We start from the raw sequence: 22,457 nt of genomic DNA on the forward strand, positions 1-22,457 counted from the left end.
AGGTCGTCCAGGGTCAGGCCTCGACGTTCTCGAGGATGCGGGTGATCCGCACCGCGTAGTCCTGGTCGACCACGACGACCTCGCCGTGCGCGATGATGCGGCCGTTGAGCTTGATGTCGGCGGGGGCGCCTGCGGAGCGGTCGAGCTCGACGATGCGTCCCGGCTCCAAGTCGAGCACGTCGCGCACGGCCATCCTGGTGCGACCGATCTCGACCGTGAGCTCCATCTCGACGCCCGCGATGCGGTGCAGCCGGCGCGAGGAGTTCGAGGCGGCGGCCGGCGCGTGCGTGACGATGACGGCCAGGCGACCGATCGTGCGGTCCGTCTGATCCTGCAGGTCGAAGAGCTGTGCGAGCGGGTCGGAGAACAGCGGGGAGGCGTCGCCGATCAGAGCCTCGCCGAGCGCTCCGGCACCGAGTGCGCTCGTGGAGGCCTCCAGGGCGTCGCGGAGCCGGTCCGCCAGCGGGGCGCCGGCGAGGCCGTCGACCAGGGCGTCGGGGTCGAACAGCTGCACGGCCAGCTGGGCGCTGGCCTCCCCGACGAACTGCACGATCACGGCGTCGCCGGTGTCTCCCGAGACCTGCGAGGCCCGTGCGGCGACGGGAGCGGCGGTCGGCAGCGACGCGGCGAAGGCGGCGGCGACGGCGGACTCGTAGGTGGTGGTGCTGGTCACGCGGACTCCTCGGCGAGAGCTGGATCGGGGACGGTGGTGGTGACGACGCAGGCGAGGCGCGCTCCGGCGCTGCCGACGGCGGCGGTCGCGACGGGCTGGTCGCCCACGGCGAGGACCAGCGGGCGGTCGGCCGAGTGCGGGAAGGAGATGATGTCGCCCACGGCGAGGTCGAGCACCTCACGGGGGAGGACGGCCCGAGGAGCGAGCCGCAGCGCGAGCTCGACGGGGGCGACCTCGACCTGCCGACGGATCTGGCCGGGGGCGGCCGCTAGGTCGGCATCCGAGGAGCGCACCGTGAAGCCGGCGAGGACCGACGCGGGCAGCATCACGCTCGCCGGGACGGTGCGGCCCCCGAGGCGCATGGAGAAGCGCGCCACGATGACGGGTTCGCCCGCGGCCGCGACCTGCGCGAACTGCGAGTTGTACTGGATGCCGCTGACCGTGATCCCGGCGGGGAGCATCCCGTCCAGCGAGCCGGTGAGGTGGTCGATCGCGTCGACGATCAGCGAGCGGATCAGGGCCTGCTCGATCGGGGTGAACGTGCGGTCCTCGGAGGCGGCGGTCGCCCGCCCGCCGACCATCTGCACGATCCACGCGGTCGCGGCCGAGGTCGGCAGCTGCACGATCAGGCGCTCTTCGGAGTCGGGAAGCGCGCACACGATCATCGTGGTCGTGGTGGGGAGCGACTGGGCGTACTCGCCGTAGGTCATCATCCCGACGTGTTCGACGGCGATCGTGGCGCGGACGTGGATCTTGCCGGAGAGCTGCGCCGACCACTGTCGGGAGAACGTCTCGAAGGCCAGTTCCAGCGCCCTGGTGTGCTCGCGCGAGAGGGTCGCCGAACGGCCGAAGTCGTACACCTCGACCTCGGCGGTCTTCGTCGCCGTCGCTGCGCGCACCTCGGAGCGCACGCTGTCCTCGATCACCACGAACCCGACTATCGGGCGGTGGGCGGCGTGCGTTAGAAGAGGAACGGGTCAGGAGGAAGGCTGCCCCGCCTGTGCTTCGGGGATGAGCGCGCGCACCTCCTCGTTCGCGTCGGAGAGGACGACGATGTCGACCCGCCTGTTCTTCGCCAGGGCATCGGCGCTGCTGCCCGCTGCGACCGGGCGGGTGTCGCCGAATCCGACCGACTTCAGGTGCGTCGGCGGGAGGCCGGAGGACTCGACGAGATGGCGCAGCACCTGGGTGGAGCGACCGGCCGACAGCTCCCAGTTCGTGGGATACGGGGCCACGGAGCCGCGCACGTCGGCGTGACCCTCGACCGAGATCTCGTTCGGGGCGGAGACCAGCACCGAGCCGAGCGCATCCAGGACGCGCACGGCCTTGGCGCTGAGCGTGGTGCTGTTCGTGGTGAAGAACGTCTCGGCGCTGACGAGTCCGATCGTGAGGCCGCGCTCATCGATCGTGAAGGTGACGTCGGCCTCGAGCCCGTTGTCGGCGAGCACCTTGCGCAGCCGCTCCCGCAGCGCGGAGAGCTCGCTGAACTCGGTCTGCGCCGCGGCCATGTCGATGTCCGCGAAGTCGTCGCCGTTCTCGTCAACGAGCTCGGGCGGGACCACCACGCCGGTCGTGACGTCGACCTTGTCGGAGGGCTCCTGTCCGAAGCCGGTCGCGAGGGAGGCGCTGAGGGCCTCGAACTTCTCCTGGTCGACCGTCGACATCGCGAACAGCACGATGAACATGCACATGAGCACGGTGACCATGTCCATGTAGGACGCCATCCATCGCTCGTCCGGACCGCTGTGCTCCTCCTGGGGCACGCGGCGACGGGCACGGACGCTCATGACGCCTGCTCCGTCTCCTCGGCTGCTCGGGTGCGGGCATGACGGCCGGAGCGGGCGGAGGGACGCTCGGACACGAGGGCGCGCAGGCGTTCTCCGACGAACTGCGGCGGGGCACCGGCCTGGATCGCGAGCATGCCCTCCATGAGCACGGTCATGCGTTCGAGCTCGAGCTCGCCGAGACGCTGGAGGCGTCCGCCGATGGGCAGCCAGATGAAGTTGGCCGACAGGAGACCCCACAGCGTCGCCACGAATGCCGTCGCGATCATGGGACCCAGGGTGTCGGGCTTGTCGAGCTTCTCCAGCACATGCGTGAGGGAGACGACGGTGCCGATGATGCCGACGGTGGGCGCGAAGCCGCCGAGCGTCATGTAGAAGCGTGAGGCGGTGCGGTTGCGGGCGGCGGTCGAGGTGAGCTCATCCTCCAGCAGGATTCGCAGGTCTTCGGCGTCCGTGCCGTCGGCGATGCTCTGCAGTGCCTGGCGCAGGAACGGGTCCTTCTCGTCCTCCAGCCCCTGCTCGAGGGCGAGGAGCCCTTCGGCGCGCGCCTTCTCGGCGTAGCCGACCACCGTCTCGATCATGCTCGACGCGGTGCGGCGCTCGCCGCGGAAGGCGCGGGGGAGCGACTTGACCGCATGCAGTGCATCGCGCACGGTGCCGCTCGCGATGCCGACGGCGATCGTGGCTCCGAAGACCAGCACCATCGGGGCAGGGATCAGCAGCGATCCGATGGTCGCGCCTTCGAGGTTGATCATGGCGATCAGGGCGCCGAACGCGAGCACCAGTCCGAGGATGAGGGACGGATCCATCAGAGACCGGCCTCGGGATCGGGGGCCACGTCGGAGCCGTTCGCGGCGATCAGATCGGCCGCGGCCGCGAGCACTCCGGCGCGGAACCGGGTGATCTGCGCGATCACGTCGTCCATCGTCTCGGTGACGACGAAGGTCGCGCCGTCGACCATGATGAGCGTCGTGTCCGGCGTGGCCTGGACACGTTCGATCAGGTCGGGATTCACCGCGAACCGCGAGCGGTTCAGGCGCGTGAGGACGATCATGGGCTCCATCCTGGAAAGATCCGTCCGCGTTCCCGGGGGAGCGCGGACCCGACGGCCCGTCCTGGGCTGTCGGAGGTGACTGTCGGCCGGTCGGGACCGTGCGTTAGGTCGGAGCCGGCGGAGGCGCTCGCAATCGCGATCGGTCTCCTCCGCGTCACGGCGCCTCCGACCTCGGCGACTCAGCGATCGGACAGCAGACTGTCCCGCACCTGACGACGCAGCACCTTCCCGATGAGCGACCGGGGGAGGTCGTCGACGGCGGTGATGCGGCGCGGCACCTTGTAGGGGGTGAGGCGGGTGCGGCAGAAGTCGCGCAGCGCATCCACGTCGAGAGCGGCGCCGTCGCGGAGCACCACCGCGGCGGCGACCTCTTCGCCGCCATGCGATCGCGGCAGGCCCACGACCGCAGCGGCGACGACATCGGGGTGGGCGACGAGCGCGTCCTCCACCTCGCTGGGCGACACGTTGAAGCCACCGGTGATGATGAGCTCCTTGAGACGGTCGACGATGCTCACGAACCCGTCGGACGAGACCTGGGCGATGTCGCCCGTCCGCAGCCACCCCTCGGGGAGCAGGGCGTCAGCCGTCTCGCCCGGACGTCCCCAATACCCCTGGAAGACCTGCGGTCCGCGGATGAGGAGTTCACCGGCCTCGCCGGACGGCACGTCGACCGTCGGGTCCGCCGGATCGACGACGCGGATCTCCGTGCTCGGGAAAGGCACGCCGACCGTGCCGGGGCGACGGGTGGGGCCCATGGGGTTGCCGAGCGCGACCGGCGAGGCCTCGGTCATGCCGTAGCCCTCGACGAGCAGGCCGCCGGTCGCCTCCTCCCAGCGCTTCACGGTGGCGACCGGAAGGCTCATCGCTCCGGAGATCGCGAAGCGCACCGTCGAGAGATCGATGGTGCCCCGCGCGGCCGCACGGGCGAGGGCGTCGTAGATCGGCGGCACGGCGGGAAGGAAGGTGGGCGGAGTCGAGCGGGCGGCCGCGGTGACCAGCCCCAGGTCGAACGTCGGGAAGAGGACGAGCCTCGCGCCGATGCTCATCGCGAAGGTCAGGCACAGGGTCATGCCGTACGCGTGGAACAGCGGCAGCACGCCGTAGAACGTCTCCTGGCCGTCCACGAGCCCCGGCACCCACGCCCGCCCCTGCATCGCGTTGGCCCGGAGGTTCGCGTGCGTGAGGATCGCCCCCTTCGGGACACCCGTCGTCCCGCTCGTGTACTGCAGCAGCGCGATGTCGTCCAGCCCGGGGCCGGCCACCCGTCGCGAGAGGCGTCGGTGATCGGCGAGGCTCTTCCACGCGGTGAGGTGCCGTGCCTTCGGGGTGGCCGTGAGCTTCGCGCGCGCCTCGCGGGCCTTGGGCAGGGGCAGGCGCAGCGCGAGACGCTTCGACAGCGGCATCGCCGCGGTGATGTCGACGCTCACGATGTGCTCCACCCTGACGTCTGCGGGGAAGCCGGCGACCGTGTCCACGGACTTGTCCCACACGACGGCGACGCGCGCACCGTGATCCTCGAACTGATGCCGCAGCTCGCGTGCGGTGTAGAGCGGGTTGTGCTCGACCACGATCGCGCCGAGTCGGAGGATCGCGTAGAACGCGACGACGTGCTGCGGGCAGTTGGGCAGCACCAGCGCGACCCGGTCGCCCGGGCCGACTCCGAGACGGCGCAGACCCTCGGCCGCCCGCTCGACCTGCTCCCCGAGTTCCCGGTAGGTCGTGACGGCGCCGAAGAAGTCCAGCGCCGGTCGCCGGCCGAACGCCTTCACGCTCGCGGACAGCATCTCCGTCAGGGTCTGCGAGGGCTCCTCGATCTCCGCGGGGACGCCCTCCGCATAGGAGTCGAGCCAGGGACGTGCGGCGAGCGGAGATTCAGGCATGTCTCCATCCTGCCCGCGATCGCGATCCGCGGACACCGCGCCGTCAGCCGACGAACAGGAGGACGATCGACAGGACGACCGCGGCCGCGCCGACACCGGCCAGGGTGATCCCGAGCACCTGGAACGCATGCAGCAGGGGCCTGCGGGGCTCGAACCGCATCAGATCCGGGTGCCGCTCGCTGAGGAAGGCGTCGGCCTCTTCTCGTCCGCGCCAGTGGACGGCCTCCTCCGCGCGGAGCGGTCGTTCCCGGAAGTCGCCCGCGGCGAACCAGCGGGCCCGCGCCCGGCCGTCCTCCTCGTGGACGATGACGACCTCGTGAGGCACCCAGGAGCCGTCGTGCACCTTCACCAGGAACACGATGGCGAGCAGAGGGAGACCGATTCCGAGCCCGATCCAGGAGAGCACCTCGGCGATGATGCCCACAGCGTCGACCGCGTCCATGACCGGCTCCGTTCTCTCCGTTCGACAGTACCGGCGAAACCCGGCGGCTCAGGCTGACGGGTGGACGAAGACACTCGGAACGTGAGCTGACATCGGAGCTGCGCGAGTTCGGATAGACATCGGGGTGGCGGTCTCGCCGCCACCCCGATGGGGACTCCGCAGAGTCCGACCGATCAGCGCTTGAGGTTGGTCAGCTCCTGCAGCACCTCGTCGCTGGTGGTGATGATGCGGGCGTTCGCCTGGAAGCCGCGCTGGGCGACGATCAGATTCGTGAACTCCTGCGACAGGTCGACGTTCGACATCTCGAGCGCGCCGCTGATGATGCCGCCCATGCCGTCGGAGCCCGCCTGACCGAGCGTGGGCTCGCCGGAGTTGCCGCTCGGGCGGAACTGCGAGGAGCCGGCCTTCTCGAGGCCGCCCGGGTTGACGAATCCGGCGAGGGCGATGCGGGCGAGCACCTCGGTGTCGCCGTTGCTGAACGTGCCGACGAGGCTGCCGTCGTTGGTGAGCGCGTATGAGCTGAGCGTGCCGGCCGGCTTGCCGTTCTGCTCCTTGATCGCGACGTCGCTGACGTCGGCGAACCCCGTCACCGCGGAGAGATCGACCGTGACGCCGCCGGACACGATCGACGACGCGCCCGGCTGCTTCCCGTCGTTGAACGTGAGCGCGGTGGTCGCCCCGGCCGGGTCGGTGACGTCCCACCCGGTGGCGCTGCGCGTGAAGGTGAGGCGCAGTGAGGTGGCGGTGCCGTCGGCGCCGTAGGTCTTGATGTCGCGGACGAGCGTCTCGCCGACGGCGGCTCCGGACGGGAGGTTGCCGGTGACGCGGGCGGTGGTGGTCGCCGTCGCGGGGCTCAGCGCCCCCACCGGGAGGGTGATGTCGCCGATGCCCTGACCGGGGACGATGGCTCCGCCGCGCGCGGTCCACCCCTGCACGAGTGCACCGTCGGCGGAGACCAGCTTGCCGCTCGCGTCGAACGAGAAGCCGCCGTTGCGGGTGTACAGGGTCTCGCCGCCCGAACGCACGACGAAGAAGCCGTCGCCGGCGATCATGAGGTTGGTGGGCACGCCGGTGGGCTGCGGCGCACCGGAGGCGAAGTTCGTGCTGATGCCGGCGACCTGCACGCCGAGTCCGACCTGGGCGGGGTTCTGCCCGCCGACGGCCTGCTGCGGCATCATCGAGTTGCGCACCAGCTGCGAGAGCGAGTCCTGGAACTGCACGGCCGAGGCCTTGAAGCCCGTCGTGTTGACGTTGGCGATGTTGTTGCCCGTGACGTCGAGCATGGTCTGGTGCGAACGCAGACCCGAGATTCCGGCGAACAGAGAGCGGAGCATGATGATGCCTTTCTGGAGGGACTGGTCAGGACTGCGAACGGGGGGCGAGGGAGACGCCGGAGACGGCGTCGAGGGGGATGGATGCGTCGCCGATGGTGACGAGGGGGACGGCGCTGGCGTAGGAGACCGAGGTCACGATGCCCTTCTGGGTGACGCCGTCCTCATCGACGTACTGCGCCTCGTGGCCGATCAGCGCGGCGGCGGTCTGCCGCATGCTGAGCGCGAAGCTCTCCGTCGAGGTCGCGGTGAGCGCGGTCAGCTGCTCCATGGAGGCCAGCTGCGTGGTCTGCGAGATCATCTCGTTCGTGTTCATGGGGGAGCTCGGGTCCTGATTGGTCAGCTGGGTCACCAGCAGCTTCAGGAACACCTCGGAGTCGAGCGTCTTCTTGCGCTCGGTCGGGGGCGTCGTGCTGCCCGTCTGCACACCGGACGGCGGGATGGTGCCGGAGATGGGATCGGTCATGGGGTTCCTCTCGGATCAGGCGAAGACATCGATGCCGCCGTGCGGCGAGACGAGCGGGAGGGGGGTCGCCCCGGCCGGTGTCGGAGGGCCCGCGTCCGGCGAGGAGCGCGCCCCGGGGGCATCCCGCCCGGCCGCGGTGCCGTTCCCGGACTGGCCGCCGCTCGCACCGGCGTTGCCGTTCGCGGAGCCGCTGCCGTTCGTGCCACCGCCGTTCGCGCCACCGCCGTGGGGGGACGTCTGCGGGTTCGGCGTGCCGGGACCGTCGTCCGAGGTCGACAGCAGGAGCGAGGCCTGCGGGGCAGCCGCCGCGAGATCCCGTCGCAGGTCGGCGAGGATGGCCCGCAGCGCCTCGCGACCGAGGTCGTTCGGCGCGTGCAGCTCGATGTGGATGGCACCGCCCGAGATGTGCGCGCGCACCGTGACCGGGCCGAGGTTCTCGGGCGACACCGTCAGCGTGATGCTGTGGTCGCCGTCCGGAGACTGGGCGAGTGCGACGACGGGCGCCGCGATCTGCGGGAGCAGCACGGGGCGGGCGACCGGCACCGCGGGGGTCGCGGCGGTCACCGGCGTCGGTGCCGCGCTGCTGCCGACGGCGAGCGGCGGCGGGGGCGTCTCACCGGTCGTGCTCACCGACGGCAGGGGCGCGACCGGAGCGGACGCCGGACCGGGCGCGGCGGCACTCGTCGCGGCGTCCGGAGCAGCCTTCGTGTCGAGCGCTTCCCGGCCGGTCGCCGTCGCGGGGGAGGCCGCCGCGGGCGCGACCGCGCCGCCGACCGCTGCTCGTCCGAGGACGCCGGGACCGGGCACGGCCGGCCCCTCCGCAGTCGTCCCGGTGGCGAGAGTCGTTCCGGTGCCGAGAGTCGTTCCCGCGCCGAGAGTCTTTCCCGCGCCGAGCGGAGACGCGTCGGACCTCGTCGAGGCCGCGGGTGCGGTGGCCGGAGCAGCGGCCGTCGTCGCGGGTGTGCGGATCCGGGTGGCCTCGGGGGGTGCCGGCTGCGCGCGTGCGATCTTCGCGCCCGAAGCGGCTGTCGCCGCCGCGGCGGTGGGGGCAGCGTTCGGTGCGGCCGGGGCTGCGGGCTCCGTCGTGCCGTCGGCGGGCGAGACGGCCGTCGGCGCACCCGCGTCCTCGGAGGTCCCCGGCTGTCCCGCGGTGGGGAGCCCGACCGACGTGTCGATCGCCGGGGAGGGTGCGGAGGTGAGAGTCGCCTCCGGTGCAGGGATGGTCATCGGCGGGGCGGGCGCCGTGGGCGTGGAGGGCACGGCGGCGGGTGAGGGCGATGCGTCGTCCGTGGCGGCGTCGGATGAGCTTCCGCCCGCGTCGTCCGCGGGGATGCGCGCGGCGTCCTGGATGACGTCGGCGAAGGCCGCGGCTCCGGGGGTCGAGTGCCGCGAGCCGTTCGCGCCGCCCGGCGATCGGGGCGCCCGCGCGTCGAGGATGTCGACGATGCCGAGGGAGGTCATGAGGGGCTCTCCGTCCTGGTGCGCGAGCCGATCTCGTCGAGCTCCGTCTGCTCCGCGTGCAGCTCGGCCGTGCGCACCCGCAGGGCGTGCGCCTGGGCGAGGCGGTCGAGACCGCGCATCGCCCGGCGAGCCTCCGCGTGCGCGGTCCGCGCCTCGTCGACCGACTGCTCCTGCAGCTCCGCGAGCGTCGTGAGATCGGCGAGCAGGGTCCGTCCGGCCACCCGGGCCGCGGCGAGAGCGGCGAGGGAGCGCACGTCGACGGCCTCGCTCCCCGCGCCGGACAGGTGCGCGCGGAGGGACCGATCACGGGCCTCGGTGTGCTGGGCGTCGATCACGGCACGGGAGAGCCGCTGGGCCGCCGCCCGTTCCTGGATCTCCCGCACACGCAACAGGCCGGCCAGGGAGAAGGACCGCGTCATGAGACCCCTCCGAACCCGGCGACCAGTGATTCCAGCCGGCGCCACGATTCGCCGATCTCGCTCGTCTCGTCGAGGGACTGGGTCAGGAAGGCGGAGATCGCCCGTTCGTGGGCGATCGCGGCGTCGATGCGCGCGTCGGCCCCCGCCTGGTAGGCGCCGATGTCGATCAGGTCGTTCGCCCGTCGTCGGGCCGCGAGCACCGCGCGCAGCGTCGCCGCATGGCCGCGCCGCTCCGGAGCAGTGATCTTGCCCGCCACCCGGGAGACGGAGCCGAGCACGTCGATCGCCGGGTGATGGCCGGACAGTGCGAGCGCACGGTCGAGCACCACATGGCCGTCGAGGATCGATCGCACGGTGTCCGCGATGGGTTCGTTGTGGTCGTCGCCGTCGACGAGCACGGTGTAGATGCCGGTGATCGAGCCGCGCTTGTCGGTGCCGGCCCGCTCGAGGAGCCCGGCGAGGAGCGAGAAGGTGGAGGGCGGGTATCCGCGCGTGGCCGGAGGCTCGCCGGCGGAGAGACCGATCTCGCGCTGCGCCATCGCGACGCGGGTGAGGGAGTCCATCATGAGGATGGCGTGCGCGCCGTCGTCGCGGAAGGCCTCGGCGATCCTCGTCGCGGTGTACGCGGCCCGGATGCGGGCCATGGCGGGCTGATCCGAGGTCGAGACCACGACCACGGAGCGGGCGAGCCCCTCGGGCCCGAGGTCGTCCTCGATGAACTCGCGCACCTCGCGGCCGCGCTCGCCGACGAGGGCGATCACCGTGACCTCGGCCTCGGTGCCGCGCGCGATCATCGACAGCAGCGACGACTTGCCCACGCCGGAGCCCGCGAACAGGCCCACGCGCTGCCCGCGTCCGACGCTGACGAGCGTGTCGAGGGTGCGGACGCCGAGGGGGAGCGGGGAGTCGATCCGGTCGCGCCCCATGATCGACGGCGGCGCGTGATCGAGGCTCACGGTGACCGCGCCGTGCAGGGGGCCCTTCCCGTCGATCGGTCGACCCAGTCCGTCCAGCACCCGTCCGAGCAGCGCGGCCCCGGTCGGCACGCGCAGCGGACCGCCGCGGCCGCGCACGGGTGCGCCGACGGTGAGGCCGGCGACCGGACCGAGGGGCATGCAGCGCAGACCGCCCTCGCCGATGGCCACGACCTCCGCATCGACACCGTCGAGGGTCACCACGTCGCCGACCGCGCCCTCGAGCCCGCGCACCTGCACGCTCAGGCCGCGCACCTGGGAGACCTCGCCCACGCGCTCGGGGCGCACCGCCTCCCGCACCGCGGCCCAGGCGGTCACGATCCGGCCTCCGCGAGGGCGAGTCGGGCGCGTTCCAGCGCATGCGCGATCCGGGCGTCGATGTGCCCGTGGTCCAGCGTCGCCACGGCATCGCCCCGGTCGAGCGTGTCGTCGGCGACGAGCGCGAAGGCGGTCAGCTCGCCGGCGGACCGCTCGATGGTGGCGAGGTCGTCCGGATGCAGTCGCACCTCGCGGATCTCGGTCGGGTCGACGGCCGCGAGCGCTCGCCGGGCCGCCACCGCTGCGGAGGAGCCGGCATCCGTGAGCTCACCGACGAGGATGAGCTCCGCGAGCTCGATGGCGCAGCGCAGGACGCGGTCGTTGGCCGCCGTCGTCAGCTCGCGTTCCCGGTCGCCCAGCGAGCGAGCGGCTGCGTGGAGCGCGGCGACCGCGTCCTCTCCCTCGCGCGCGGATGCCTGCGCACGGGCCTCCTGCTCCGCCTCGGCGAGACGCTGCGCGGTCGCCGCCTCGGCGAGTCCGGCTCGATAGCCCTCCGCGTGTCCGTCGGCGTAGCCGCGCATCCGCGCCCGGGCATGCTCCGCCGCGTCCTCGTGCGCGTCGAGGCGGGGGAACAGGACCGGCGAGAAGGCGTCAGTAGACATACTCGTCCTCGTCGGCGCGCTGCACCGTGATGTCGCCCGCCGCTTCGAGCGCACGGATCGTGCGGACGATCTCGGCCCTGGCCTCCTCGACCTGGGACACCCGCACCGGACCGAGCGTCCGCGCCTCCTCGTCCAGGTTCTCCCGGTTGCGCTCCGAGACGTTGCGGCGGATCAGGTCGGCGATGGCCTGGTTCGCGCCCTTGAGCGCGAGCGCCAGCGAGCGGATGTCCATGCCTCGCAGCACCCGCTGGGTGTCGCGGTCGTCGAGCTTCACGATGTCGGCGAACGTGAACATGCGCGAGCGGATGTCCTCCGCGAGCGCGCTGTCCCTGTCCTCGATGCTCGCCAGCAGCGCCTTCTCGACCGTCGCCCCGGACCGGGCGATGATCTCGACGAGCGGCTCCACGCCGCCCAGCACCTCGGGGGTGTCGCGGGCGGCGAAGGTCCCGGTGCGCGCCCGGAGCGCGTCGGCGACGATCGCGATCGCCTCCTGCGAGGCGGTCCCCATCGTCGCGATGGCGTGGGCCACATCCGTCCGGGTCGGATCGGGCAGCGCGGCGAGCACGGCCGCGGCGCGATCGGTCGGCAGGTGCGCGAGCACCAGGGCGACGGTCTGCGGGAGCTCCCCGTCGAGGAGCGTCGCGAGCTGCGCGGGGTCCGCGGAGCCGAGGAACTCGAAGGACGAGGTCATCGACGTCGAGCCGACCCTGCCGAGCACGGCGGCGGCGCGCTCGGCGCCGAAGGACGCCTCCAGCAGCCCGGCGGCGATGTCGCGGCCGCCGCGCGCGGGCGGCAGATGTCCGCTCGCGATGCGGTGGAACTGTCCGAGCGCCTGCGCGGTGGTGGCGGCATCCAGGTCCTGCAGGTCGATGATCTCGGCGGCGACGGCCTCCGCCTCCGCCTCGGAGAGATGCTTCATCACCTCGATCGCCTGCGCGCGATCGAGGTTCATCAGCACGACGGCGGCCGTCTGCCGATCGGTCAGCCCGCTCATACGCGCTGCCTGTCGTCGATGAGCGTCCGCAGCAGCTCGGCGGTCCGCTTCGGGTCCTGCCGCGTGAGTGCGTCGATCTCGGCACGGCGGCGCTCGAGGCTGACCTGCGCGGGCTCGGGATCGGGCTCCGGCTCGGGGTCCGGGACGGTGTCCAGGAACGCGAGGGGCACGGTGGGCGGGTCGAGCTGTGCGGTGCCCGCACCGGCGGCGATCGCGGACAGGGGTGCCGGCTTGTCGCCGAAGAGCTGGTCGAACTCGGTCGCGGCGGTGGCGCGACGACGCGACCGCAGGAACAGCGCGATCACGGCGAGCAGCAGGGGGAGGCCGACGGCCGCGGCGATGATCAGCGTGTTCAGCAGCACCGCCTGTCGCTCGGCGCCCTCCGCGTCCTTCGCCGCCTGCAGTGCGGCCTGTGCGGCTTTGGCGTCGGTCTGGCTGAAGGCGACCAGCTCCACGGCGAGGTCGTCGCCGCGCTGACGGTCGATGCCGGCCGCGGTCGCGACGAGGTCGCTCAGCTGCGCCGTGCTCAGGTTGCCGCCCGCGCCGGCGTCGATCGCGACCGACACCGACTGGCGCAGCACGTTCCCGGCCGGGGTCGACGTGCTCTGCGTGCTCTTGTTGACGGCGTTGTTCTTCGAGGCCTCGGTGGACTCGTATGTGCCGTCGCCGCCCGCGGACGGCACGGCGATGTTGTCGGGGCCCAGCACGCCGGCGTTCGAGCTCGAGCCGTTCTGGGTCTCGGTGCGCGTCTGCTCGGTGAGCGGCGGGGCGCCCTCGGCGGGGGTGTAGGTCTCCTCGACGCGCTCGTTCACCGAGCGGTCGATCTCTGCGACCACGGTCACGGTCGCGTTCCCCGGGCCGACCACGGTGTCGAGCATCTGCTGCACGCTCGCGGTCACCCGCGCCTCGTAGTCGCTCGCCTGCTGGTCGATGCCGCCGGTCGAGCCGATGCCGACGGCCGAGAGGGTCTGGCCGTTCTGGTCCACGACGGCGACGTTCTCCGGCTTCATGCCGCTGACCGCGGCCGAGGTCAGATGCACGATCGCCTCGACCTGCTTCGCCGAGAGGGTGGAGCTGCCCGACGTCTCCACGAACACGGAGGCCGTGGCGTCGACGGTCTCCGAGACGAACACGCTCTCCTCCGGGATGGCGAGCTGCACCGACGCGGCGGTCACGCCCTTGATCGACGAGATCGTGGCGGCGAGCTCGCCTTCGATCGCGCGCTTGTAGGTCACCGACTGCTGGAACTCCGACGTCGTGACGCCCATGTCATCCAGCAGCGAGTAGCCGCCCGAGTTCGAGCTGGGGAGTCCGGCCGAGGCCGCGGCGAGGCGCTGGTCGTACACGTCCTTCTCCGGTACGAGCACGGTCGCCCCGCCGTCCGCCAGCTCATAGGGGACCGACGATGACCGCAGCTGCTCGACCACCGCGTTCGCGTCGGTGGCGCTCATCCCCGAGAACAGCGGGGTGTAGGTCGGGCGGGTGAGCCAGCTGGACAGCGCGACGATGCCGAGCGCGAGCACGGCGACGCCGATGATGGCGATCGTGCGCTGGGCGAGCGAGAAGCCCGCGATGGTGCGCCCGATCCGCTGGAAGATGTTGGTGACGGCCTGGGGCATCAGGCTTGCATCCGCATGATCTCGTTGAACGCGTCGACGCCCTTGTTGCGCACGGCGGCGACGAGCTCGAGCGTGACCGCCGCACGGGACGAGGCGATCATGGCCGAGTGGATGTCATCGAGATCGCCGGTGACGGCGGCCACCTTGAGCGCGTCGGAGTCGGACTGCAGCGACCGCAGCTCGTCGATCGCGCCCGTCACGCTGTTCGCGAAGGCGGTGTCGTCCGTCGCCTTCGCGGGGGCGGTCGGCGGGGTGAGCGTGAACGAGGAGGAGATGCCCTCGATGCCGGCGAGAGGGTCCATCAGCTGCGTCCGATCTGGAGGGCGGATTCGTAGGCGTTGCGAGCACGGTCGACGATCCCGGCGCTGGCCTGGTAGCCGCGCTGGGCGAGGATGAGCTGGCTCATCTGATCGCCGAGGTCGATGTCGGGGTAGCGCACGTAGCCGTCGGCGTCGGCGAGCGGGTGGTCGGGCTGGTGCACGAGGCGGCCCTGCGCGCTGCCCTGCACGGTGCCGGCCACGTAGACGCCCGGCGACTGGTCGCTCGTCTGGGCGAGGATGTAACGCGCGCGGAACGCCGTGCCGTTGGTGGCGGTCGCGGTGTTGATGTTCGCGATGTTGTCGCTGATGGCGTCGAGCCACTTGCGGTGCACGGTCAGGCCGGTGCTGGCGATGCCGATCGCGTCGAAGGTCATGAGGTCCTCATCGCTGCGCGCATCGACGCGAACGAGCCGTTCACGGCCTGCGTCGCGAACTGGTAGCGCAGCATCGTGTCGATGCTGGACAGGGTCTCGGTGTCGAGGTTGACGTTGTTGCCGTTCAGTCGCGTCGGCTCGAGAGAGGTGCCGACCGTGGCGCCGACCCGGCCGTCGCCCGCATCGACCGACCGCGCGAGAGCCTCCTCGAACTGCACCCGCTTGGCGTGGTAGTTCGGGGTGTTGATGTTGGCGATGTTGTCCGCGATGGCCCGCTGGCGCAGCGCGAGGCCGTCGAGCGCACTCGTCAGTGCGGTGATGGTCACAGAGTCGAACACGAACCGGCTTCCCGTGTGAGGCTGATGTGGCCGATCCCTGGCCGAGTCTTGCGAGCCATCCCTGCTCACCCTGCTCTATCGGCAGGACGGACCGGGGCGTTAGGGAGCGGTCTCAGCCGTTCACGTCGAGGTAGGCGGGAGCGTCGGGCTGCCGGGGGCCGGGGACGCGGCGCACGGCGACGAGGTGCTGACGGAGGTCGTCGAGGTCCGTGCGGGTGCGCTCCATCGCGGCGCGCTGGAGCTCCACCACGAGCCGGGCGCGCTCGGCCAGGTCGGGCGGCAGCGGTGTGGACGGGGGCGTCCACGGCAGGATGTCCGCCGCGTCGGCACTGCCGGGCGCGGCGGCGAGGATGCGCTCGGCGTCCTCCTCGAGCCGGTCGAGCAGAGCGGTCCACTCGTCAGAGCTCACGCCCTGGCCTCCGCGACGGTGCGCGCGGCCTCGTGCCAGGCGGCGCGCAGCGGGGCGACGATCTCGTGGCAGGCGTGCGTGCGCTCCGGGTCACGACCGATGTTCGCGCCGATGAGCGTCTGCGAGAGGAAGAGGTACAGCGACCGCAGTCCGGCGCTGCCGTTCCACTCGTCGGTCAGCGACGACGACAGCTCCGAGACGATGGCCTGGGCGTGCTGGAGCTGGGCGTTCGCCTCCGTCCAGTCCTCGGCGCGCTGGGCCGTCTCGCCGCGCTCGATGTCGAGCAGGAGGCGGTCGTAGAGCATCGTGACGAGACGCTCCGGCGGCGCCGACAGCACGGCGTCCTCGCGGTAGCGCTGCTGGGCACGGAGGGCGGCGTTCATGCTCACTTCCCCGACCCCGAGCTCGAGCCCGGCAGGGCGGCGATCTGCGAGGTGAGGTACGAGGACTGCGACTGCAGCTGCGACAGCATGACCTCGAGGCGCGCGTAGGTCCGCTCCAGCGAGGTCTTGCGCTGGGCGAGACGCACGTCCCAGCGCTCCATCTGCTCGCCGAGGCTCTTCACCTCGCTCTCCTGGCCGGTGATGCGCGAGGTCAGCAGGCCGTCGTACTTGTCGGAGTAGACCTTGGTGGTCTCCTGCACGCGCGAGGCGATGTCGGAGAAGAGGCCGGCGACGGCATCGGGATCCTTCGCGAGCGCCTCCGCGAACTTCTCCTCGTCGAAGCTCAGCACGCCGTACATGTCGGACGAGATGCCGATGGAGGAGGGGGAGACGCCGTCCACGGGGTGCTGCACGGCGTCGGCGAGGGCGTTGCGCAGCCCGCGGACGGCGCTGTCGCCGGTGAACACGCCGAGCTTCGTCTTCTCGCCCGGGTTCGCGGCGACCGTCGCCTTCGAGCCGTTGTCGATGCGGGTCAGGATGTCCTTGATCGCGGCGACGAACTCGGCGGAGGCCTTGGTGCGGGCGGCCGTGTCGACGGTCACGCCGATCGTGACGGGATCGGCGGATGCAGCCGAGACGGTCACGTCGACGCCGTCGAACAGGTCGGTGAAGGTGTTGCTCGACGACGTCAGCACCTGCTCGGCGCTGGTGCCCGCCCAGAGCCGTACCTGGGCGTCGGTGCCGACGGCGATGACGGCGGCTCCTGCGGCGGTGGAGATGTCGGTCGCCGTGCCGGCGGCGACGGCGGCGGTGTCCCCGCGGTAGGCGCGGAACTGTCCGGCTTCCCCGGAGTCCGCCGCGCGCAGCTGCAGGCGGTGCATGACGTTGCCGTCGGCGTCGCGTCCGGCGGGGACGGCGGCGGCGACGATGCCGAAGCCGGATTCGTTGATGGCCTGTGCCACGTCCTGCATCGAGGCGGAGTCGGCGGTGACCTGCAGGCGCTCGCCCTTCGCGTTCTCGAGCGTGATCACGGGCGGGTCGTCCGGCCAGCCGTTCGAGGCGGCGGAGACGATGGTGTGGTTCTTCGCGATGCGGTCGACGACGATGTCGGCCGCGAGGGCGGTGGCGCCCGTGCGCGTGGCGACCGTGACCGTCGGTGACGACGAGGACGTCGTGAAGCGGGCGAGCCCGTCCCGGGACGCGGCCTTCTCGGCCGCGGTGCCGAGGTTCTGGAGGGCGGTGTTCAGCGTCTGCAGCTGGCTGACGATGCCGTTCTTGTCATCCATCTTCGCCTTGAGCAGCGAGCGGGGGATGGCGTGCACCTCCATCAGGGCCTTGATGACCTCCGTGGTCTTCAGGCCGGAGACGAGGCCGTCGAGCGAGAGGGACATGGTCGCCTTTCCAGATCGGGAGCGGGCAGGGTCCGGGCGCCGGTGGGCGCCCGGACCCTATGGCGCGGTTCAGCGCAGGAGCTGGAGCACGCCCTGGTTGGCCTGGTTGGCCTGGGCCAGCATCGCCGTACCTGCCTGCGACAGGATGTTCTTCGATGTGAACTTGACCATCTCGGACGCCATGTCGGTGTCGCGGATCCGGCTCTCGGCAGCGGACAGGTTCTCCGCCGACACGTTGAGGCTGTTGATGGTCGACTCGAAGCGGTTCTGCAGCGCACCGTAGCCGGCGCGTGCGGTCGAGACCGCCTGGATCTGCGTGTCGATACCCGCCAGCGCGGTACCGTACGTCGCAGCGTCCGTCATGGTCGCCGCGAGCGTCTTGATGTCGGCACCGAGGGTGGCGAAGTCGGTCAGGGCGACCGAGATCTGGTCCTCGGCGGCGACGGAGCCCGCACCGACCTGGAACGTCAGCGTGTCGCCGCCCGAGAGCAGCTTGATGCCGTTGAAGTTCGTGCTGCCGGCGATCCGCGTGAGCTCATCACCCAGGGTGTTGATCTCCTTCTGGATCGCGTCGCGCGACTTCGCGTTGTTCGAGTCGTTCGCACCCTGAGCGGTCAGGTCGCGAACGCGCTGCAGGATCGAGTGGACCTCGGTCAGGGCGCCTTCCGCGGTCTGGATGACCGAGATGCCGTCCTGGGCGTTGCGCGCCGCGACGTTCAGGCCGTTGACCTGCGAGCGCAGGCCCTCGGAGATCGCGAGGCCCGCAGCGTCGTCAGCCGCGCGGTTGATGCGGAAGCCGCTGGACAGCTTCTCGAGCGACTTCGACAGGTCGTTCTGCGTGTTGGACAGGTTGCGGTAGGCGTTGAGTGCCGACACGTTCGTGCTGATCTGCATACCCATAAGGGTTTCTCCTCCGTGATGTGTTGTGCGGGGGACCATCCGTGGTCTCCCGCACACACCTATCGGCGGAGTAGGCGCGCCCGTTAGCCGGGCGCGGGTCGATCAGGCGGGAGCCGCTTCCCGGAACACCCCGGCGATCCGCGCGCTGCTCGCGTCGGCGATGCGCGTGAAGTACGCATCGCGGGCGCCGGCGGACACCCGGGTCGTCGTGACGGGCGTGGGCCCTTCGGTGAAGAACCGGTCCAGCGCGTCGCGCAGGAGCCGGATGGCCTCCGACCGCTGCTGCGACACCGCGGAGTGGGTCACGCCGAGCTCCTCGGCGATCTCCTTCACGGGGCGCTCGTCGAAGTACACGGCCTGAACGATCCGGCGCATGCGCTCCGGCAGCGCGGCGACGGCCTGCTCCAGCACCTCGCGCCGTTCGCCGACGAGCGCCGACTCCTCGGGGAGGGGGATCTCGGCGGCCACGTCGCGGGCCGACGGGTCCTCCAGCGTGGTGACGGTGCGGGCCGCGTCGGCGAGGGCTTCGACGACGACGTCCTTCGCGACGCCCATGGCCGTGGCCACTTCGGCGGCGGTCGCGGTCCGGCCGAGCCCGGCGGTGAGGGTCTCGCGGACGGCCACGGTCTCCTTGATGCGCTTGCGGATGCCACGGGACGCCCAGTCCATGGAGCGCATCTCGTCGGCGAACGCACCGAGGATGCGGCGGCGTGCATAGGCGCCGAAGGGGACGCCCAGTTCGGGGTCGAACGCCTCGGCGGCGGTCACGAGCGCGAGCGCTCCGACGGCCGCGAGCTCGTCACGGGGGATGTGGGTGGCTCGGGCATGGGTCTCGGCGGCGAGGTATCCGACCAGGGGGAGGTTGCTCTCGATGAGGAGATTGCGCTCAGCGCGCGACGACATGGGGGATGATCCACCTCTCTGGATGCACTCCGGAAGATCCGAGGAGATGAATAGATGCGCATATCACATATGACGTGATTTGTACATGGGGAGAACTACCCATCGCCGTTCCACATAGTAACCTTAGGGGCGCGATAGCCGATAGTGACCTTTGGCCGCGTTAACAGGCGGGGCGATCAACTGGGGAAAAGGGGATCATGGGAGCCAACGAACTATCGATACAGCTGTGGCGCGAGCGCGAACTGCTCGAGATGCTGCTCTTCAAACTCGACGAACAGCAGCTGCTGCTGGCCGCGGGACGATCCCAATGGATCCAGTTTGCCGCACGCGAGATCGACCAGGTGCTCGATCGTCTGCGCGGTGCCGGCCTGGCGCGGACCGTGGAGGTCTCCGCGGTCGCCGAGGAGTGGGGGGCTCCCGAGACCGCGACCATCCGCGAACTGATCGAGCATGCACCGGAGGGGGCCTGGAAAGAGGTCTTCTCGGACCACCTGCGTGCGCTCACCCGGCTCGCCGCCGAGGTGGAGCAGATGCGCGACGCCAACGCCGAACAGCTCAGCGGCGTGCTCCGCGCCACCCAGGAGACGATCGCCGCGCTCGGAGACGACACCGGCGAGTACACGACGAACGGTGACCGCGCGCGCGACGACGCCGCGCGCATCATCGACACCGAGATGTGACCGGAAGGGGATCATGTCGACCTTCAGTGGATTGAACACCGCGGCCAGCGGTCTCGCGGCCGCCCGCCGCGGCATGGACGTGGTCGGGCAGAACATCGCCAACCAGAAGACGGAGGGGTACACGCGCCAGCGGGTGCTGACCTCGGCCGTGGCCGCCGTCGCCCAGACCGGACGGTTCAGCGTCGGGGCCGTCCCGGGGCACGGCGTCTCCATCGACGGCGTCGCCCGAGTCGGGGATGCGCTGCTCGACGCCCGCGTCCGCGATTCCCTCGCGGCGTCCGGCTTCTGGTCCACGCGGGCGGTCGCCGCGACCAGGATCGAGGCGTCTCTGGCCGAGCCCACCGAGAACGGACTGGCCGCCCGGCTGTCGAAGTTCTGGTCGGGCTGGCAGGACCTCGCGAACACCCCGGACTCGGGGGCCGCGGCCTCCAGCATCCTGGAGTCCGCGAAGGAGCTCGCCTCCCACATCGCGGGCGGATACCGCGCGGTCGCCTCGCAGTGGAGCGACGCGCGTGCGGGTGCCGACCGCACGATCACCCAGGTGAACGCGGCGGCGGATCAGATCGCCGTGCTCAACCAGGAGATCCGCGACGCCCTCGCCTCCGGGCGCTCGGCGAACGAGCTCATGGACCAGCGCAGCGTCCTCGCACAGAACGTGTCCCGGATGGCCGGTGCCGCCGCGACCGTCGAGAGCGACGGGACGATGACGGTGCGCATCGGCGGCAACGCCCTGGTGTCGGGGGCAGACTCCCGTCATCTCGCGCTGACCGGGCCGACGACGCTCGGCGACGGCCAGCGGCTCACGGTCTCCTGGGTCTCCGATCCCGACATCCCGGTGTCGATCGACGGGGGCGAGCTCGGCGGCTCGCTCTCGATCCTCGCCCCCGCGTCGGACGGCGGGATGCTCGCGCAGCTCGCGTCGACGTACGACGCGATGGCGACGACCCTGGCCGATGCGCTGAACACGCAGCATCGTGCCGGTGTGACCGCGTCCGGTCAGCCCGGCGGCGACTTCTTCACGCTCCCGACCACGGGATCGGCGGCGCTCGGACTGCGCGTCGCCGTCACCTCGCCGTCGGAGCTGGCGCTCGCCGCGCCGGGAGCCGGCGCACTGGATTCGACCAACGCCGACCTGATCTCGCAGATCGGGCGGAGCGCCACGTCCCCGGATGCGCTGTGGTCCGATCACGTCACGCGCTTCGGCGTCGCGACCGCGGCCGACGTGCAGCGTGCGCGGGTGTCCGACGCGACGGCGGTCGCCGCGGTCGGGGCGCAGCAGTCGGTCGCCGCCGTCGACGGCGACGAGGAGACGATCAGTCTGCTCACCTACCAGACCGCCTACCAGGCCGCAGCCCGCGTGATGACCGCGGTGGACGAGGCGCTCGACGTCCTCATCAACCGCACGGGTCTCGTCGGACGCTGAGCGAAGGAGCATCGTGATCTCTCGAGTGACCTCATCCGCCATGACGCAGACGGCCATGCGCCAGCTGCAGTCGAACCTCTCCGAGCTGGCGCGGCTGCAGGAGCAGGCGACCTCCCAGCGCGCGTTCGCCGCACCGTCGGACGACCCGGCGGCAGCCGCGGCCGCGCTGGCGCTGCATGCCGAGCAGCGCCGCACCGACCAGTACGCCCGCAACATCGACGACGGCCTCGCGTGGGTCACGGCGGCGGACGGGGCGATCAGCGCCAGCACGTCCCTGTTGAGCCGCATCCGCGACCTCACCGCACAGGGAGCGAACGACGGCGCGCTGGACGCGACCGCGAAGGAGGCCCTGGCCGTCGAGCTCGAGGGCATCCGCAAGGAGCTCCTCTCACAGGCGAACACCCGGCTGCTCGGGCGCTCGGTGTTCGCGGGCACGTCCGATAGCGCGGCCTTCGCCGCGGACTACAGCCACAGCGGCGTTCCGGGTGCGGAGGTGACCCGCCGCGTCTCCGACGGTGCCTCCGTCCGGGTCGACACCGACGGCGCCGCGGTCTTCGGAACCGGCGACGACTCGGTGTTCGCGCTGGTCGACAAGATCGTCGCCGACCTCCGCTCCGGCACGAACGTCGGACCCCGACTGGCGGAGATCGACTCCCGGCGCACGGCCATGCTCGCCGTGCAGGGATCCGTCGGTACCCGTCAGGCTCAGATCGAACGCGCCAAGGAGGCGGCAGTGCAGAACACCGTGTCCCTCGAGTCCCGCCGCGTGGCGGTCGAGGACGTCGATTCGATCGAGGTGCTCGTGCGCCTGCAGGCGCAGGAGCTCGTGTACCGCTCCGCGCTCGCCGTGAACGCGCGCGTGCTCCAGCCCTCGCTCATGGACTTCCTGCGATGACCGCGGCACTCACGTTCCTGGCTCCGCCGCCCGGGCTCGCCCCGCACGTCGACTTCGCGCTCGCGCCCGTCGACGGTGCGGACGGCCTGTTCGCGATGCGGGCGGTGGACGACGCGGAGCTGCGCCTGTACCTCGTCGACCCCCGTTCGGTACTCACCGAGTACGCACCCGTGCTCACCGACGAGCAGGCCGACGGCCTCGCGCTCGAGACGCCCGATGACGCGCTGATCCTCGTGGTCGCGCACCCGTCCGCCGACGGGGTGAGCGTGAACCTCCTCGCTCCCGTGATCGTCAACCGCACCACGGGCGCCGCCGCGCAGGTGATCCTCGAGGACCAGGACTACCCGCTGCGCGCTCCGCTGGGCTGACGCGCGCTCCGCGGTCGAACCGGGCCGCTGCCCGGGCGGAACCACGGCTACCCTGG

At 71.5% G+C, this 22,457-nt stretch carries 27 protein-coding genes; 4 read left to right on the forward strand and 23 right to left on the reverse strand.

Annotated features, from left to right (window positions below; all coding sequences use genetic code 11):
* Positions 1-13 precede the first annotated feature (13 nt).
* The 23 genes from fliN to MME74_RS04715 all read right to left on the reverse strand — a co-directional run bounded on the left by fliN (position 14) and on the right by MME74_RS04715 (position 19,035).
* Positions 14-673 carry a flagellar motor switch protein FliN gene (fliN, locus tag MME74_RS04605; RefSeq protein WP_267417540.1) on the reverse strand — a complete coding sequence of 220 codons (660 nt, stop codon included), beginning with the start codon at positions 671-673 and terminating at the stop codon, positions 14-16.
* Positions 670-1,602, reverse strand: a complete 933-nt coding sequence (locus MME74_RS04610; RefSeq protein WP_267417541.1) for a flagellar motor switch protein FliM — start codon at positions 1,600-1,602, stop codon at positions 670-672. The genes fliN and MME74_RS04610 overlap by 4 nt, the downstream gene beginning before the upstream one ends.
* Before the next feature lie 48 nt (positions 1,603-1,650).
* Positions 1,651-2,460, reverse strand: coding sequence for an OmpA/MotB family protein (locus MME74_RS04615; RefSeq protein ID WP_267417543.1), 810 nt, complete (start codon positions 2,458-2,460; stop codon positions 1,651-1,653).
* Positions 2,457-3,266, reverse strand: coding sequence for a motility protein A (locus tag MME74_RS04620; RefSeq protein ID WP_267417544.1), 810 nt, complete (start codon positions 3,264-3,266; stop codon positions 2,457-2,459). The genes MME74_RS04615 and MME74_RS04620 overlap by 4 nt, the downstream gene beginning before the upstream one ends.
* Positions 3,266-3,511, reverse strand: coding sequence for a flagellar FlbD family protein (locus MME74_RS04625; protein ID WP_267417545.1), 246 nt, complete (start codon positions 3,509-3,511; stop codon positions 3,266-3,268). The genes MME74_RS04620 and MME74_RS04625 overlap by 1 nt, the downstream gene beginning before the upstream one ends.
* A gap of 179 nt (positions 3,512-3,690) precedes the next feature.
* On the reverse strand, positions 3,691-5,391 hold the full coding sequence (locus tag MME74_RS04630) for a long-chain-fatty-acid--CoA ligase (protein WP_267417546.1): 1,701 nt from the start codon (positions 5,389-5,391) through the stop codon (positions 3,691-3,693).
* Positions 5,392-5,434: 43 nt separating this feature from the next.
* On the reverse strand, positions 5,435-5,833 hold the full coding sequence (locus MME74_RS04635) for a hypothetical protein (RefSeq protein WP_267417547.1): 399 nt from the start codon (positions 5,831-5,833) through the stop codon (positions 5,435-5,437).
* A 173-nt stretch (positions 5,834-6,006) separates the two neighbouring features.
* Complete coding sequence (locus tag MME74_RS04640) at positions 6,007-7,167, reverse strand: flagellar hook protein FlgE (RefSeq protein WP_267417548.1); 1,161 nt, start codon at positions 7,165-7,167, stop codon at positions 6,007-6,009.
* 25 nt (positions 7,168-7,192) lie between these two features.
* The gene (locus MME74_RS04645; RefSeq protein WP_267417549.1) at positions 7,193-7,630 is read right to left on the reverse strand and encodes a flagellar hook assembly protein FlgD; all 438 of its coding nucleotides are present in this window, start codon (positions 7,628-7,630) and stop codon (positions 7,193-7,195) included.
* A gap of 15 nt (positions 7,631-7,645) precedes the next feature.
* Complete coding sequence (locus MME74_RS04650; protein WP_267417550.1) at positions 7,646-9,091, reverse strand: flagellar hook-length control protein FliK; 1,446 nt, start codon at positions 9,089-9,091, stop codon at positions 7,646-7,648.
* Complete coding sequence (locus tag MME74_RS04655; RefSeq protein ID WP_267417551.1) at positions 9,088-9,510, reverse strand: hypothetical protein; 423 nt, start codon at positions 9,508-9,510, stop codon at positions 9,088-9,090. Before MME74_RS04655 ends, MME74_RS04650 begins: the two co-directional genes overlap by 4 nt.
* Entirely contained in the window at positions 9,507-10,802 is a 1,296-nt protein-coding gene (locus MME74_RS04660) for a FliI/YscN family ATPase (protein WP_267417552.1), read from the reverse strand. The genes MME74_RS04655 and MME74_RS04660 overlap by 4 nt, the downstream gene beginning before the upstream one ends.
* Entirely contained in the window at positions 10,799-11,404 is a 606-nt protein-coding gene (locus MME74_RS04665; RefSeq protein ID WP_267417553.1) for a FliH/SctL family protein, read from the reverse strand. The genes MME74_RS04660 and MME74_RS04665 overlap by 4 nt, the downstream gene beginning before the upstream one ends.
* Complete coding sequence (gene fliG / locus MME74_RS04670; RefSeq protein ID WP_267417554.1) at positions 11,394-12,398, reverse strand: flagellar motor switch protein FliG; 1,005 nt, start codon at positions 12,396-12,398, stop codon at positions 11,394-11,396. The genes MME74_RS04665 and fliG overlap by 11 nt, the downstream gene beginning before the upstream one ends.
* Positions 12,395-14,017 (reverse strand): flagellar basal-body MS-ring/collar protein FliF, encoded by a 1,623-nt coding sequence (gene fliF, locus MME74_RS04675; protein ID WP_267417556.1) that lies wholly within the window; start codon positions 14,015-14,017, stop codon positions 12,395-12,397. The genes fliG and fliF overlap by 4 nt, the downstream gene beginning before the upstream one ends.
* A complete protein-coding gene (gene fliE / locus MME74_RS04680) occupies positions 14,017-14,319 on the reverse strand; it encodes a flagellar hook-basal body complex protein FliE (protein WP_267417557.1) in 303 nt (100 codons plus the stop codon). The genes fliF and fliE overlap by 1 nt, the downstream gene beginning before the upstream one ends.
* Positions 14,319-14,711, reverse strand: a complete 393-nt coding sequence (locus MME74_RS04685; protein ID WP_267417558.1) for a flagellar basal body rod protein FlgC — start codon at positions 14,709-14,711, stop codon at positions 14,319-14,321. The genes fliE and MME74_RS04685 overlap by 1 nt, the downstream gene beginning before the upstream one ends.
* Positions 14,708-15,049, reverse strand: a complete 342-nt coding sequence (gene flgB, locus MME74_RS04690) for a flagellar basal body rod protein FlgB (RefSeq protein WP_267417559.1) — start codon at positions 15,047-15,049, stop codon at positions 14,708-14,710. The genes MME74_RS04685 and flgB overlap by 4 nt, the downstream gene beginning before the upstream one ends.
* 112 nt (positions 15,050-15,161) lie before the next feature.
* Positions 15,162-15,458 carry a hypothetical protein gene (locus MME74_RS04695; protein WP_267417560.1) on the reverse strand — a complete coding sequence of 99 codons (297 nt, stop codon included), beginning with the start codon at positions 15,456-15,458 and terminating at the stop codon, positions 15,162-15,164.
* On the reverse strand, positions 15,455-15,841 hold the full coding sequence (gene fliS / locus MME74_RS04700; RefSeq protein ID WP_267417561.1) for a flagellar export chaperone FliS: 387 nt from the start codon (positions 15,839-15,841) through the stop codon (positions 15,455-15,457). Before fliS ends, MME74_RS04695 begins: the two co-directional genes overlap by 4 nt.
* A 2-nt stretch (positions 15,842-15,843) precedes the next feature.
* The gene (fliD, locus tag MME74_RS04705) at positions 15,844-17,232 is read right to left on the reverse strand and encodes a flagellar filament capping protein FliD (RefSeq protein ID WP_267417562.1); all 1,389 of its coding nucleotides are present in this window, start codon (positions 17,230-17,232) and stop codon (positions 15,844-15,846) included.
* Between the two features lie 69 nt (positions 17,233-17,301).
* Positions 17,302-18,132, reverse strand: a complete 831-nt coding sequence (locus MME74_RS04710; protein ID WP_267417563.1) for a flagellin — start codon at positions 18,130-18,132, stop codon at positions 17,302-17,304.
* Between the two features lie 102 nt (positions 18,133-18,234).
* Positions 18,235-19,035 (reverse strand): sigma-70 family RNA polymerase sigma factor, encoded by an 801-nt coding sequence (locus MME74_RS04715; RefSeq protein WP_267417564.1) that lies wholly within the window; start codon positions 19,033-19,035, stop codon positions 18,235-18,237.
* A 197-nt stretch (positions 19,036-19,232) separates the two neighbouring features.
* Here MME74_RS04715 and flgN point away from each other — a divergent pair, with 197 nt between their 5' ends.
* The 4 genes from flgN to MME74_RS04735 are packed head-to-tail and all read left to right on the forward strand — an operon-like array spanning position 19,233 to position 22,401.
* Positions 19,233-19,715 carry a flagellar export chaperone FlgN gene (flgN, locus tag MME74_RS04720; protein WP_267417565.1) on the forward strand — a complete coding sequence of 161 codons (483 nt, stop codon included), beginning with the start codon at positions 19,233-19,235 and terminating at the stop codon, positions 19,713-19,715.
* A gap of 13 nt (positions 19,716-19,728) precedes the next feature.
* Positions 19,729-21,138, forward strand: a complete 1,410-nt coding sequence (flgK, locus tag MME74_RS04725; RefSeq protein ID WP_267417567.1) for a flagellar hook-associated protein FlgK — start codon at positions 19,729-19,731, stop codon at positions 21,136-21,138.
* A gap of 13 nt (positions 21,139-21,151) precedes the next feature.
* Entirely contained in the window at positions 21,152-22,033 is an 882-nt protein-coding gene (gene flgL, locus MME74_RS04730; protein ID WP_267417568.1) for a flagellar hook-associated protein FlgL, read from the forward strand.
* Positions 22,030-22,401, forward strand: coding sequence for a flagellar assembly protein FliW (locus tag MME74_RS04735; RefSeq protein ID WP_267417569.1), 372 nt, complete (start codon positions 22,030-22,032; stop codon positions 22,399-22,401). Before flgL ends, MME74_RS04735 begins: the two co-directional genes overlap by 4 nt.
* The last annotated feature ends 56 nt before the right edge of the window (positions 22,402-22,457 follow it).

This window comes from Microbacterium oxydans (genome assembly GCF_026559675.1).
Classification (GTDB): Bacteria; Actinomycetota; Actinomycetes; order Actinomycetales; family Microbacteriaceae; genus Microbacterium; species Microbacterium oxydans_D.